The sequence below is a fragment of the Candidatus Mycobacterium wuenschmannii genome (genome assembly GCF_030252325.1).
Classification (GTDB): Bacteria; Actinomycetota; Actinomycetes; order Mycobacteriales; family Mycobacteriaceae; genus Mycobacterium; species Mycobacterium wuenschmannii.
This window is the reverse complement of the sequence record NZ_CP126981.1, coordinates 4,061,411-4,075,102: the sequence shown is the minus strand read 5'-3', so window position 1 is coordinate 4,075,102 and position 13,692 is coordinate 4,061,411. Positions and strand designations below refer to the sequence as shown.

Sequence of the window (13,692 nt, the reverse complement as noted above, 5' to 3'; positions counted from 1 at the left end):
CAAGCGGCTTGAGGAACATGCTGCGGGCGGCGGCGGGTGCGCTGCCGTTCGTGCCCCGCGGCAGTCAGTTGCCCGGCCGGACGGTCAGCGTCGACGAACTCCCGATCGACCGCGCCAACGTCGCCGAGTACGCGGAGGTCACCGGCCTTCGTTACGCCGACGCGGTGCCACTGACCTACCCGTTCGCGCTGGCCTTTCCCGCCGTGATGTCGCTGGTGTCCGGGTTCGACTTCCCGTTCGCCGCAATGGGTTCCGTGCACATCGAGAACGAGATCACCCAGTACCGGCCGATCCGCACGACGGACACGGTGAACATCGCGGTGCACGCGGAGAACCTGCGCGAACACCGCAAAGGCCTGCTGGTCGACATACTCACCGATATCAGCGTGGGTAACGAGGTGGCCTGGCATCAGGTCACCACCTTCCTGCACCAGCAGCGCACCAGCCTGTCCGGCGAGCCCAAGCAGCCGCCGCAGAAGCAGCCGAAGTTGCCGCCGCCCAACGCGATTCTGCGCATCAGCCCCGGGCAGATCCGGCGGTACGCCGCGGTCGGTGGCGACCACAATCCGATCCACACCAGCTCGGTCGGCGCGAAGCTGTTCGGCTTTCCCACCGCGATTGCGCACGGAATGTTCAGCGCGGCAGCGGTACTGGCCAACCTGGAGGCCGCCCTGCCCGACGCGGTGACGTACTCGGTGCGGTTCGGCAAGCCGGTGTTACTGCCGGCCAGCGCCGGCCTCTACGTCGACCACGGCCCCGACGGCTGGGACCTCAGCCTGCGCAACCTCGCCAAGGGCTACCCACACTTGACCGGGACGCTGCGGGCGCTCTAGCCGTTGCGCAACAACATCTTCCGTAGTCCGTAGGTGCTGAGCGCGGCCACCAGGAAGACGAGCAGCAGCCATAACGGGGGTCTGGCCAGTTCCCAGACGAAGATCGCCGCCCACAGCGGCGCGTTCTGGGTGATGGCCAGCACCCCGGCCGAACCGGCCAGCGCGACCGCCGGCACGCCGTAGTGCGTCCCGGCGATCGCGTTGATCGTCAGCACGAACAGTGTCCCGGCAGCCGCACCGGTCGCCAGCGCCGGGGTGAACAGCCCGCCCCGCGCGCCGACCCGCAGAAACGCAGCTGTCACAACGAGTTTGAGTACCAGCACGATCGCCGCGGTGTTCAGGGTCATGCCGCCGGCCAGGATGACGTTGAGGATCGATCGGCCGTTGCCGGGTAGCTCGGGCCACCAGTGGGAGCACACCCCCACCAGCAGTCCGGCGGCGGCGATACCGGGGATCAGCAGCCACGACTTGGGCACGTCGCGCTGCCCGGCCCAGCCCATGAGCCGGTTGAACAGCAACCCGACCAACAGCGACAGCGGCGCCAGTGCCAGCGCGTAGCCGATCAGCCGGTAGGACACATCGGGATCGGGCCAGTGCAGGTTCGGCTGATCGTGAGTGATGAACGACGACACCGACACAGCCAGGCTCGAGGTGATCAGCGCGGCGCCTATCGCGCGAGGACGCCACGTCTTCAACATGATTCGCAGGGTGAACACCGCGCCCCCGAGCGGCACCGCATAGACCGCCCCCAGTCCCGCGCCCGCCGCGCATGCCAGCAGTATTTCGCGGTCACGTTCGGAGAGTCGTTTGACCCAGCCGATGACCAGGTTGCTCAGCGCCACGGCGAATTGACGAGGGGCGACCTCCCGACCCAGCGACGCACCGGAGCCGACGACCAGCACCTGCAGAGCGGCATCGAAAGTAAAGGGCAGCAACCGAATCCGATCGCGATGCGCCACCGCCGCCGCCAGCGGGGCCACCTCGGTCCGGGACCGCAGGATCCACCAGCCCAACCCGGCGAGCGCGCCGCCGATCGTCGGGCCGACAGCCTGGCGGACGGGGCTGCTCGCCGTGACGCCCTCCAGCAGCGATCCGAACGTGTAGTGGTAGGTGAGGTGCTCGATCGAGCGCAATAGGAACGTCGTCGCTAAACCGGCGCAGCCGGCCAACAGCCCGACAATCACCACCGCACAGTAGAAGTCAGCGTTGCGGCTGCGCGTCACGACTAGTCGGATTCGGCGACGGGCTCGGCGTCCTTGTCGCTCGGCTTGCCCTTGAGGCCGCGCCAGAACAGGTTGATCATCACCTCGGCCGCGCCGTCGACGTCGGTGTCACCGGTGCTGAGTCGCGTCGCGATCGCCTCACCCGCGCCCACCAACGCGGCGGCGACCATTTCGAAGTCGGTGTCCGGCTCCGGGTTTCGCGTCCCGGCCTGCAGCACCCGGACCACCAGCGTGATGATGCGTTCGCGGCCCTCGCGCACGGTGTGCGCAAAGGCCTGGGAGTTGGTCGCCTGCGCGTACATCACGATCCACGACGCGCGGTTGGCGTCGATGTAGCGCATGAACGCCACGATTGTGTTGTGCAACAGGTCTCGCGGGCTCTGGTCGAGGTCGATGTCCTCGCGCACGCCGTCGATGAACCGCGCCAGCTCGCGGTCCAGGCACGCGCCGAACAGCTCTTCTTTGGAGCCGTAGTAGAGATAGAGCATCGGCTTGGAGATCTCGGCCTTGGCGGCGATGACGTCCATCGAGGTGTCGTGATAGCCGTTGATGGAGAACATTTCGACCGCGGCGTCGAGCATCTGCTGCTCCCGGACAGCACGCGGCAACCGCTTGGTACCACCGGCCATGCTGTCCCCTTCTCGCCAACGCGCCCGTTCAGAGTAAGCAATCCGGGGTCGCGCCGCCGAATTACGGCCCGCAGTCGGCCTTGTGGCCTTTGAACTTCTCGATGCGCCGGACGGAGTCGTCGACGTCGGACATCTTCAATTCCTTGGCGTCCAAGGCCTTCTGCAGTCGGTCCAGAACCGCGGGCACCTCGTCGGTGGTGATCCACAGCGCCACGTCGGTACCGGACTGCAAGGTGCGCAGGACCGCTTCGGGCACGGTGTAGTGGTCCTTGATGGCGGCCATGCTGGAAAGGTCGTCGCTGAAGATCGGGCCGTCGAAGTGCGGGCCGTTGTATCCGGAGCCGGTCCGCAGCATCTGTACGGCTTTTTGGCTGACGCTGGCGGGTTCGTCGCCGGTGAGGCCGGGCACCTGCAGATGGCCGACCATCGCGCCCTGCTTGCCCGGCTCCGCCAGTAGCACTCGGTAGGGCACCAGGTCTTTGTCCTGCAACTGCGCCAGCGGCGGCGTGACGATCACCGACCCGGTGTGCGAATCGCCCGACCCGTGGCCATGGCCCGGAAAGTGCTTGAACACCGGCAGGATCTCGGCGTCGCGCAGCCCGCGGGCGTACTGGCGGGCGTACTCGACGACCTTCGCGGGGTCGGCGCCGAACGACCGGTCGCCGATCACGGTGTCGTCGGCAACGTCGTCCTCGACCACGTCCGTGTCGGGGGCGAAATCAATGGTGATACCGAGGCCGCGCATCCGGTGGCCGCGGTCGAGCGCCATCCCGTAGACCTGCTCGGGGGTGTAGTGCTTGGCCAGCTCGCGAGCCGAAGGCGCCGGCCCCAACTGCTTGGACAGCCGCGACACCCGACCGCCCTCCTCGTCGACACTGACCGCGACCGGCAGCGCCGTGCTCACGCTCAGGTCCCGGGACAGGTTGGGGCCCAGGATCCTGGGGTCGGTCCAGCTGCCGAAGAAGATGCCACCGACGTGGTATTTCGTCACCACGGCCGTGGCGTCGTCGCCGTCGCGGACGCCGACCATGAGCAGCTGGGCCAGCTTCTCCCGCGGCGGCAGCAGCGTCGGGTCGCCGCAGGCCGATCTCACCGGCGGTTGGGCCTGGACCGTCGGCGAGGACGTCGACGGCGCGGGCTTGGGGGCCGGGTGGCCGCACCCCGTCATCAGCACCGTGGCGGCGGCAATCACGGCGAGGCTGCGCGGCAAAGTCATCAGGCCATGCTGTCATGGGCTCAGGCCCGCCATGCTGCTAGGTTGGGCAGCTATGAATCGCTTCGTCGCGCCCGCCGCCGCCAGTGTTGTGGTCGGCCTGCTGCTGGGCGCGGCCGCGATCTTCGGGATCACGTTGATGGTCCAGCAGGACACCAAGCCGCCGCTCCCCGGAGGCGACCCGCAGTCGTCGGTGCTCAACCGGGTCGAGTACGGCAACCGCAGTTAACTGCCGCCCACTGTGCAGGTTGTGAGCGTGAAAAGCCCGAAACCCTGTGCATAACCTGCACAGTCGGCGCGATCTGAGACTCGGAATCCAGGTTGAGCCGTTGTCGCGACGGTGGCTGTGGCTGGTCACCTCGGTCGCTCTGGCACTGAGCTTCGGCTCGTCGCCCGGCCGGATCTCCCCGGACACCAAACTCGACCTGACCGCCAACCCACTGCGCTTTCTGGCCCGTGCAACCAATCTGTGGAACAGCGAGCTGCCCTTCGGGCAGGCGCAGAATCAGGCCTACGGCTACCTCTTCCCGCACGGCAGCTTCTTTCTGGCCGGCCATCTGCTCGGGCTGCCGGGCTGGGTCACGCAGCGGCTGTGGTGGGCGCTGCTGCTGACCGTTGGCTTCTGGGGCTTGCTCCGGGTCGCCGAGGCGCTCGGCATCGGCAGCCCGACGTCGCGCGTCATTGCGGCCACGGGTTTCGCGCTGTCGCCGCGGGTGCTGACCACGTTGGGGTCGATCTCGTCGGAGACCCTGCCGATCATGTTGGCGCCCTGGGTGTTGCTCCCGACGATCCTGGCGCTGCGGGACGGGCGTTCGGTGCGCCGGCTAGCGGGCCAGGCCGGGGTGGCGGTCGCACTGATGGGCGCGGTCAACGCGATCGCGACACTGGCCGGCTGCCTGCCCGCGGTGATCTGGTGGGCTTGCCACCGGCCCGACCGCCGCTGGTGGCGCTACACCGCGTGGCTGGTTCCGGCGATGGCGCTGGCCATGACGTGGTGGCTGGTGGCCCTGATCCTGATGGCCCGGATCAGCCCACCGTTCCTGGATTTCATCGAATCGTCCGGGGTGACCACGCAATGGTCGTCGGTGGTCGAGGTGCTGCGCGGCACCGACAGCTGGACCCCGTTCGTGGCGCCCAACGCCACCGCGGGAGCGCCGCTGGTCACCGGGTCGGTCGCGATCCTGGCCACCTGCCTGGTGGCAGCGGCCGGGCTGGCCGGCCTGGCAATGTCGGGGCTGCCCGCCCGTGGCCGGTTGGTGACGATGTTGCTGGTCGGCATGGTGTTGCTGGGCGTTGGCTACAGCGGCGGTATGGGTTCGCCTGTGGCGCAACAGGTTCAGGCCTTCCTGGACGCCGGCGGCGCACCGATTCGCAACGTGCACAAGCTGGAGTCACTGATCCGCATCCCGGTGGTATTGGGGTTGGCCCAGCTGCTGGGCCGGGTCCCGCTACCGGGAAGCGCGCCGAAAGCGTTGTGGCTGAATGTGTTTGCGCATCCCGAGCGCGACAGGCGGGTCGCGGTCGGGATCGTCGTGCTGACCGCGTTGACGGCCGGTACGTCGCTGGCGTGGACGGGCCGGATCGCCCCGCCCGGGACTTTCACCGCAATCCCGCCGTACTGGCACGAGACTGCCGACTGGCTCGACCAGCACAACACCGGCACCCCGTCGCCGGGCCGCGTGCTGGTCGTGCCCGGTGCGCCGTTCGCCACTCAACTGTGGGGCACCAGCCACGACGAGCCACTGCAGGTGCTCGGCCGCAGCCCCTGGGGGGTGCGCGATTCCATCCCGTTGACCCCGCCGCAGACCATCCGCGCGCTGGATTCGGTGCAGCGCCTTTTCGCCGCCGGGACGCCGTCCGCCGGCTTGGCCGATACGCTTGCCACGCAAGGTATTTCGTATCTCGTCGTGCGTAACGACCTGGACCCGGATGCGTCCCGGTCGGCCCGTCCGATCCTGGTGCACCGGGCCGTCGAGGGGTCGCCGCGGCTGCGCAAGGTGGCACAGTTCGGTGATCCGGTCGGGTCGGAGCCCGTGGCGGGTTTCGTCTCCGACAGCGGCCTGCGCCCGCGATACCCCGCCGTAGAGGTCTACCGCGTCGACGGATCCGCCGGTGGACCGTATCTTGCCGACGTCGACGCGATGCCGCGCGTGGCCGGCGGACCGGAATCGCTGCTACGCCTCGACGAACGCCGCCGGCTATCCGGGCAGCCACCGCTGGGCCCGGCGATGTTGACCGCCGACGCGGTGGCCGCGGACCTGCCGATTCCCGTTGCGACCGTGACGGATACGCCGCTGGCGCGGGAGACCGACTACGGCCGGGTCGACGAGCACTCGTCGGCGATCCGCGCCGAGGGCGACGCCCGGCACACGTTCAACCGGGTGCCGGACTATCCGAGCCCCGGCGCCGACACCGTCCGCGGCGCGTGGACCGGTGGCCGGCTGACGGCGTCGAGTTCGTCGTCCGACTCGACGGCGCTGCCGGACGTCGCGACCGCCGCATCTCCCGCCGCGGCGATCGACGCCGACTCGGCGACGGCGTGGGTGTCCAACGCCTTGCAGTCGGCCGTCGGCCAGTGGCTACAGGTCGACTTCGACCACCCGGTGACCAACAGCGTCATCACCATCGCGCCCAGCGCGACCACGGTGGGCGCCCAAGTCCGCCGCGTCGAGATCGAGACCATCACCGGCACAACGACACTGCGGTTCGACGAGGCAGGCAAACCGGTCACCGCCGCGCTGCCCTACGGCGAGACCCCGTGGGTGCGCATCACTGCGATCGGTACCGACGACGGGTCGCCCGGGGTCCAGTTCGCGATCACCGACCTGTCCATCACCCAGTACGACGCCAAGGGTTACGCCCATCCGATCAACATCCGGCACACCGCGCTCGTCCCGCCGCCTCCACCCAATACTGCTGTCGCGCAATGGGATCTGGGCGCCGAGCCGCTAGGCCGGCCGGGCTGTGCGATGGGCCTGAACCACATGCAGTGCGCGCCGTCGATGGCGCTGGCCGCCGAGTCACCCGCCAGCTTCAGCCGCACCCTGAGCGTGCCTGCGCCGATCTCGGTGACGCCGACGATCTGGGTGCGCGCCCGCTCGGGACCCAAGCTCGCGGACCTCGTCGCCGAGCCGGATACCACCCAGGCGCATGGTGACGCCGACTCGGTCGACGTGCTCGGCGCGGCCTACGCCGCCACCGACGGCGACCCGGCCACCGCCTGGACAGCGCCGCAGCGCGTCACCCAGCACAAGACGCCTCCGACACTCAGGCTGAACCTGCCGCGAGCCACCGAGGTCACCGGACTGCGTCTCACCCCCAGCTCGTCGTCGGTGCCCGCGCACCCCACCCTGGTAGCCGTCGACCTCGGCGCCGGGCCCCAGGTCCGGGCAGTGGGAACGTCGGGGCCGCAGCTGCTTTCGCTGCAGCCGCGAGTCACCGACACCGTCACGATCAGCCTGCTGGACTGGAAAGACGTGATCGACCGGACCGCGCTGGGCTTCGACCAACTGAAGCCCCCCGGCCTGGCCGAGGTCGCCGCCCTGGGCACGGACGGGGCGCCGATCGCCGCCGCCGACGCGTCCCGCAACCGCGATCGTGCGATAGCCGTCGACTGCGACCACGGCCCGATCATCGCGATCGCCGGCCGGTTCGTGCACACCGAGGTGCACACGGACGTCGGCGCTCTGCTGGACGGCACCCCGGTCAGCGCCCGGCCGTGCGACAGCGAACCGATCCAGCTGCCCGCCGGTCAGCAGGAGTTGGTGATCAGCCCGGGATCGCAGTTCGTCGTCGACGGCGCGGAGCTGACCGGACCGGACACCGCGCCCTCGACCTCCGCGACGCCGGTGCGCACCGGGGCGTGGGGGCCCGCCCACCGCGAAGTGATTGCGCCAGAGTCGAAGACGGCGCGTGTGCTGGTCGTCCCGGAAAGCGTCAACCCGGGCTGGGTTGCCCGCACCGGAACCGGCGACCGGCTGAAACCGTTGACGGTCAACGGATGGCAGCAGGGCTGGATCGTGCCGGCCGGCGCGTCGGGCACCATCACGCTGACCTTTGCTCCCAACGCGCTCTACCGGGCGGGCCTGGCGAGCGGATTGGCGCTGCTGCCGCTGCTTGCGCTGCTGGCGTGGTGGCCCGCGCGCCGCCGAGTCGACGACGCGGCGGCCTCGCCGTGGACGCCCGGGCCCTGGGCAGCCGCCCCGGTGCTGGGTGCCGGCTTCCTGATCGCCGGGTGGGCCGGCGTGGTGATCGTCTGTGCCGCACTGGGTTTGCGGTGGACGCTGCGCGACCGGCCGCAACGGCTCGCCCAAGCCACCAGGTGGGCGAGCGCCGGCGGACTGATTCTGGCCGGTGCGGTGTTGTCGCGGCATCCGTGGCGATCGGTCGACGGATACGCCGGGCACTCCCCCTGGGTGCAGCTGCTGGCACTGATTTCCCTTGCCGCGGTGGCTACTTCGACGGTTTCTGCTTCTGGTAAGACGTAGCTCCCGTGCCGGCCAGCTTGCCGCCTTCCACGATCAGGTACTCGGGCCTGATCTGCGTGCCCGCGAAGAACGACTCCAGGATCTCGCGGGTGCCCGCGGCGTAGCGGGCCTGCGCGGACAACGTGGTTCCGGACACGTGCGGGGTCATCGCGTTGTTGGGCATGGTCCGCCACGGGTGATCCGCCGGGGGCGGTTGCGGGAACCACACGTCGCCCGCGTAACCCGCCAACCGGCCGCTGCGCAGTGCGGCCGCGATGTCCTCCGGAACAGTCTCCTCCGCACGCGCGGTGTTGACGATGTAGGAGCCGCGGCGCATCGAGTTGATCAGCTTCTCGTCGAACATGGCACGGGTGTCCGCGTACAGCGGTGAGTGCACCGACACCACGTCGACCGAGCGCACCAGCGACTCGACGTCCGGGTGGTAGGTCACGTTGAGTTCCTTCTCCACGTCGGGCGAGAGCCGGTGAGTGTCGGTGTAGTGCAGGTTGACGTCGAACGGGGCGAGTCGGCGCAGCACCGCGCGACCGATCCGACCGGCCGCGATCACGCCGACGTCCATGCCCTCCAGGTCGTAGGCCCGCTCGACGCAGTCCGCGATGTTCCAGCCGCCGTCGGCGGCCCAGCGGTGCGACGGCACGAAGTTGCGCACCAGGGTCAGGATCTGCATGACGGCGTGTTCGGCGACGCTGATGCTGTTGCTGTAGGTCACCTCGGCGACGGTGATGCCGTGCTGCTGCGCGGCGTCGAGGTCGACGTGGTCGGAGCCGATGCCCGCGGTCAGGGCCAACTTCAGCTTGGGCGCCTTGTCGATACGCTCCTTGGTCAGGTATGCAGGCCAAAAAGGCTGGGAGATAACGATATCGGCGTCGGTCAGCTCCCGCTCGAACTCCGAATCCGGACCGTCCTTGTCCGACGTGACAACGAGTTCGTGGCCGTTCTCCTCGAAGAACTTGCGCAACCCCAGTTCGCCGGAGACGCAGCCCAGCAGTGCACCGGGAGTGAAGTCGATCTTCGACGGCGTCGGCACGGTGTCGCCGCCGGGGTAGTTGTGGATCTCGGGGATGCTGTCACGGGCGTACTTCGGCGGGTAACCGTCGACCGGGTCCGGGTATAGCACCATCACACACTTGGCCATGACATCCTCCTCGAGTCGCCCACCCGAATGCCTTGTCGATCAACGCTTTTGGATGGCTGCTTTTCTCATCGACTCCAGTCTCGTCCCCGGGCTCTGCGGCTGTCCAAGACGCATTTCCGACCGGTCGATAGGCGGGGCCTATCGCTGGTCGAGCAGTGTGGCCAGATCCGCCCCGTGCGCGGTGTCGACCAAGGCACGCGCGACCGGGGAACCGGGCTCGGCGGTAAGTGTGACCAGCGCCAACGTTGCGGCGACGGACGGTTCGCGCAGCCGCACAACCGACACCCCCGCCGGCATGCCGAGGGTGTGCACCCAGGTGTGCGGAACGATGCTGGCCCAGCGCCCGGTGGCGACGTGGGCCAGCAACGTGCCGACCGAGTCGGCCTCGAGTTGCGGCGTGACGGCCAGACCCTGGCCGGCCAGCGCATCGTCGATCAGCCGGCGGCCCCGCATCCCCACGGTCAGCAGGCACAGCGGCAATTGCAGCGCGTCGGCCCAGCCGATCGAGTCTGCCTTGGCGGTGAGCAGTTCGTTGCCGGCGATCAGAACCTGGTGCTCGCGATACAGCGGGGTGACAGTCAGGTCGGCCATGTCCTGGCGCTCGAAATAGATTATGCCGGCGTCCAATTCGAACCGGCAGATCTGTTCGACGATCTCGGCGGACTGCAGGCTGGTGTTCAACGCCACCCGCACCAGCGGGTGTGCGGCGCAGAACGGATCGGTCAGCAACGCGACGGTGGTCGCGGCCGCCGGGACGACGCCCAACCGGAGTTCGCCGACCAGCCCGGTCTGCAGCGCGGTGACTTCCTGTTTCAGCGCGTCGCAGTCGGCCAGCACCCGCCGGGCCCAGTGCACCAACCGCTCGCCCTCCGGCGTCAGGCCCTCGAACTTCTGCCCGCGCCGCACGAGCGGCACTTTCAGCTCGTGCTCCAGCTTGCGGATCGCTTCTGAGAGCGCCGGCTGGGAGACGTGGCACGCGGCGGCGGCGTGAGCGAAATGCCGCTCCCGGGCGAGTGCGACGAAATACTCCAGCTGCCGGATCAGCACGAGGCGCTACAGCGTCTCGTCGAGCTCGCCGAGTCGGTCGGTCAGCCGGAGATTGTCGGAGTAGTCGACCGGGCAGCAGATCAGCGACACCCCGTCGTCGGCCAGCGCGGTCCGCAGCGTCGGTAGCAGCTCGTCGGCCTCGGAGATCCGATAGCCTTTGGCGCCAAAGCTTTCCGCGTACTTCACGATGTCAGGGTTACCGAACTTCACGTAGTGATGCTCGCCGAGTTCGAGATCCATCTTCCACTCGATCAGGCCGTAGCCACCGTCCTCCCAGATCAGCACCACAAGCGGGATCTTCTCGCGGACTGCGGTTTCGATCTCCTGGGAGTTCATCAGAAATGCGCCATCACCGACCACCGCCAGCACCTTGGCATCCGGGCGGGCCAGCTTCACCCCCATCGCTCCGGGCAACGCGAAGCTCATGGTGGACAAGCCATTCGAGATCAGACAGGTATTGGCCTCGTACGTCGGATACAGCCGAGCCATCCACATCTTGGTGGCCCCGGTGTCGACCAGCACGACGTCGCTGCGGTCCAACGCGGCACGGGTGTCTGCGACCACCCGCGCGGGCGCCAGCGGGAAGCGCGAATCCTGTTGTCCACCGGTGAATTCCTCGTTGAGCAGGCCGGCGCCGGGAATCTCCGGATCGGCGGTGAAGACGTGATCGTCAAGCGCCTCGGCAAGCGCATCGAGCGATGCGCTGATGTCGCCGATGATTCCGACGTCGACCGAGTAGTGCGCATCGACCTCGGCCGGGAACCGGTGGATGTGGATTATCTTCTTATCGGCCTTGGGGTTGATCCGGACCGGATCGAACTCCTGCAATTCGTAGCCAACCGCGATCACGACGTCGGCGTTGTCGAAGCCGAAGTTCACATAGTCGTGCCGCATGAAGCCCAGCGCGCCGATGCCGTTCGGATGATCGTCGGGCATGACGCCCTTGCCGTGGAAGGTGTTGGCCACCGGGATGTCGAACTTCTCGGAAAACCTGACCAGGGCGTCGGTGGCGTTGGCGCGAGCGGCGCCGTGCCCGGCCAGCACCACCGGCCGCTTGGCCTGCCGCAAGATGTCGACGGCGCGCGCCACCTGCCGGAAGGCCGGGGCCTCGGCGTGAACGACGTTGCGCGGCAACGGTCCCAGCTCATAGTCGTCGTCGTCGGCGTCGATGTGCTCGGGCACCGCGAGGTACACCGCGGCCGGCCGCTCGGTCTCGGCGAGCTTGAAAGCCTTACGCACCATCTCCGGTATCGCCTGCGCGGTCGGGATGTCGGCGGCCCACCGAGTGATCGGCGCGAACATCGACACCAGGTCGACGTACTGGTGCGACTCCTTGTATTCCCGCGTCTGACCGACCTGCGCGGAGATCGCGACCAGTGGCGTGCTGTTCGTAGTGGCGTCGGCGACACCGAGCTGCATGTTGATCGCGCCCGGGCCCAGCGTGGCGGAGACCACCGCGGCCCGCCCGGTGACCCTGCCGTACATCTCGGCCATGAACGACGCCGCCTGCTCATGGCGGGTCAGGACGTACCGGATCTTCGACGACGCCGCCAGCGCCTGCACGAAGCGAATGTTCTCCTCGCCCGGTAGGCCGAAGACATATTCGACGCCCTCGTTCTCCAGGCACTTGACTATCAGCTCGGCGGCTTTGCTCATCGGCCCTCCCTTGTTCGGAACGATAGTGGCAGGCTAGGTGTTGAAGCTTTCAGAAACCCTCCCAACGAAGGAGCGCAGCGTGGGCATCGCCACCATCAACCCGGCCAACGGCGAGACTGTCAAAACTTTCACCCCAGCCACCGATGCCGACGTCGAGGCGGCGATCACCCGCGCTCACGAAGCGTTCCTCGACTACCGACACAACACCACGTTTGCCCAGCGTGCAGAGTGGGCAAACGCCACCGCGGATCTGCTCGAGAAAGAAGCCGACGAGGTCGGCGCGATGATGACCCTGGAAATGGGCAAGACGCTCAAGTCGGCGAAAGCGGAAGCGCTCAAGTGCGCCAAGGGCTTTCGCTACTACGCGGAGAACGCCGAGAAGCTGCTGGCCGACGAGCCGGCCGAGGCGTCCAAGGTCGGCGCGAAGCGGGCCTACACCCGGTGGCAGCCGCTCGGAGTCGTGCTGGCGATCATGCCGTGGAACTTCCCACTGTGGCAGGCCGTCCGGTTCGCCGCACCCGCACTGATGGCCGGCAACGTCGGCCTGCTCAAGCACGCGTCCAACGTCCCGCAGTCGGCGCTGTATCTGTCCGACGTGATCGCCCGCGGCGGCTTTCCCGAAAACACCTTCCAGACCCTGCTGGTGTCGTCCAGCGCGGTCGAGGCCATCCTGCGCGACCCTCGAGTCAAAGCGGCCACGCTCACCGGCAGCGAGCCGGCCGGCCAGTCCGTCGCCGCCATCTGTGGTGACGAGATCAAGCCGACCGTGATGGAACTCGGGGGTAGCGACCCGTTCATCGTCATGCCGTCGGTCGACCTCGACGAGGCCGTCAAGACCGCGGTCACCGCGCGGGTGCAGAACAACGGCCAGTCCTGTATCGCCGCAAAGCGTTTCATTGTGCACACCGACATCTACGACGTCTTCGTCGACAAGTTCGTCGAGCGGATGCAGGCCCTCAAGGTCGGCGACCCCACCGACCCGGACACCGACGTGGGCCCGCTGGCCACCGAATCGGGTCGCGACGAGATCGCCAAGCAGGTCGACGACGCCGTTGCGGCGGGCGCGAAGCTGCGCCTCGGCGGTAAGACGCCGGATCAGCCGGGCTGGTTCTACCCGCCGACCGTGGTCACCGAGATCACCAAGGACATGGCGCTCTACACCGAAGAGGTGTTCGGCCCGGTCGCCTCGATGTACCGCGCGTCGGACATCGACGAGGCCATCGAGATCGCCAACGCCACCACCTTCGGCCTCGGCTCCAACGCGTGGACCAACGACGAGGCCGAGCAGGAGCGCTTCATCGACGACATCGAGGCCGGCCAGGTCTTCATCAACGGGATGACGGTGTCGCACCCCGAACTCGGATTTGGCGGCGTCAAGCGTTCCGGCTACGGGCGTGAGCTGGCCGACTTGGGCATCCGCGCGTTCTGCAACGCGAAGACGGTCTGGGTCGGCTAGCGGTTTCTCCGCG

The 13,692-nt window shown here is 68.3% G+C and carries 10 protein-coding genes; 4 read left to right on the top strand and 6 right to left on the bottom strand.

The features are described from left to right. Positions 1 to 17: 17 nt before the first annotated feature. Entirely contained in the window at positions 18 to 833 is an 816-nt protein-coding gene (locus PT015_RS19605; RefSeq protein WP_285191187.1) for a MaoC/PaaZ C-terminal domain-containing protein, read from the top strand. Here the strand turns inward: PT015_RS19605 and PT015_RS19600 are convergent. From PT015_RS19600 to PT015_RS19590, 3 genes are all read right to left on the bottom strand, one after another. Next, positions 830 to 2,056, bottom strand: coding sequence for a chloride channel protein (locus PT015_RS19600; protein WP_285186642.1), 1,227 nt, complete (start codon positions 2,054 to 2,056; stop codon positions 830 to 832). The genes PT015_RS19605 and PT015_RS19600 overlap by 4 nt on opposite strands. Positions 2,057 to 2,058: 2 nt before the next feature. Then, positions 2,059 to 2,685 (bottom strand): TetR/AcrR family transcriptional regulator, encoded by a 627-nt coding sequence (locus tag PT015_RS19595; protein ID WP_285186641.1) that lies wholly within the window; start codon positions 2,683 to 2,685, stop codon positions 2,059 to 2,061. A gap of 61 nt (positions 2,686 to 2,746) precedes the next feature. Next, positions 2,747 to 3,901: a glycoside hydrolase family 3 N-terminal domain-containing protein gene (locus tag PT015_RS19590; RefSeq protein ID WP_285186640.1), complete on the bottom strand. Its 1,155-nt coding sequence runs from the start codon at positions 3,899 to 3,901 to the stop codon at positions 2,747 to 2,749. Between the two features lie 52 nt (positions 3,902 to 3,953). On the opposite strand from PT015_RS19590, the gene PT015_RS19585 reads away from it, so the two are divergent. Beyond that, positions 3,954 to 4,127 (top strand): DUF2613 domain-containing protein, encoded by a 174-nt coding sequence (locus PT015_RS19585; RefSeq protein ID WP_067342410.1) that lies wholly within the window; start codon positions 3,954 to 3,956, stop codon positions 4,125 to 4,127. Positions 4,128 to 4,227: 100 nt separating this feature from the next. Next, positions 4,228 to 8,385, top strand: coding sequence for an alpha-(1->3)-arabinofuranosyltransferase (locus PT015_RS19580; protein WP_285186638.1), 4,158 nt, complete (start codon positions 4,228 to 4,230; stop codon positions 8,383 to 8,385). On the opposite strand, the gene PT015_RS19575 is transcribed toward PT015_RS19580, so the two are convergent. From PT015_RS19575 to PT015_RS19565, 3 genes are all read right to left on the bottom strand, one after another. Then, complete coding sequence (locus PT015_RS19575) at positions 8,351 to 9,520, bottom strand: NAD-dependent formate dehydrogenase (protein WP_285186636.1); 1,170 nt, start codon at positions 9,518 to 9,520, stop codon at positions 8,351 to 8,353. The two genes, PT015_RS19580 and PT015_RS19575, sit on opposite strands and share 35 nt — an antisense overlap. Positions 9,521 to 9,658: 138 nt before the next feature. Further along, positions 9,659 to 10,567: a LysR family transcriptional regulator gene (locus tag PT015_RS19570; RefSeq protein ID WP_285186634.1), complete on the bottom strand. Its 909-nt coding sequence runs from the start codon at positions 10,565 to 10,567 to the stop codon at positions 9,659 to 9,661. 6 nt (positions 10,568 to 10,573) lie between these two features. After that, positions 10,574 to 12,223 (bottom strand): acetolactate synthase large subunit, encoded by a 1,650-nt coding sequence (locus PT015_RS19565; RefSeq protein WP_285186633.1) that lies wholly within the window; start codon positions 12,221 to 12,223, stop codon positions 10,574 to 10,576. A gap of 79 nt (positions 12,224 to 12,302) precedes the next feature. Between PT015_RS19565 and PT015_RS19560 the strand changes: the two genes are divergently transcribed. Then, a complete protein-coding gene (locus tag PT015_RS19560; RefSeq protein ID WP_285186631.1) occupies positions 12,303 to 13,679 on the top strand; it encodes an NADP-dependent succinic semialdehyde dehydrogenase in 1,377 nt (458 codons plus the stop codon). Positions 13,680 to 13,692: the final 13 nt, after the last annotated feature.

What these genes read in the sequence shown, in the direction of transcription:
- PT015_RS19585 (WP_067342410.1), top strand. Translation starts at nt 3,954, where the DNA reads ATGAATCGCTTCGTCGCGCCCGCCGCCGCCAGTGTTGTGGTCGGCCTG.
- PT015_RS19605 (WP_285191187.1), top strand. Translation starts at nt 18, where the DNA reads ATGCTGCGGGCGGCGGCGGGTGCGCTGCCGTTCGTGCCCCGCGGCAGT.
- PT015_RS19575 (WP_285186636.1), bottom strand. Translation starts at nt 9,520, where the DNA reads ATGGCCAAGTGTGTGATGGTGCTATACCCGGACCCGGTCGACGGTTAC.
- PT015_RS19595 (WP_285186641.1), bottom strand. Translation starts at nt 2,685, where the DNA reads ATGGCCGGTGGTACCAAGCGGTTGCCGCGTGCTGTCCGGGAGCAGCAG.
- PT015_RS19590 (WP_285186640.1), bottom strand. Translation starts at nt 3,901, where the DNA reads ATGACTTTGCCGCGCAGCCTCGCCGTGATTGCCGCCGCCACGGTGCTG.
- PT015_RS19565 (WP_285186633.1), bottom strand. Translation starts at nt 12,223, where the DNA reads ATGAGCAAAGCCGCCGAGCTGATAGTCAAGTGCCTGGAGAACGAGGGC.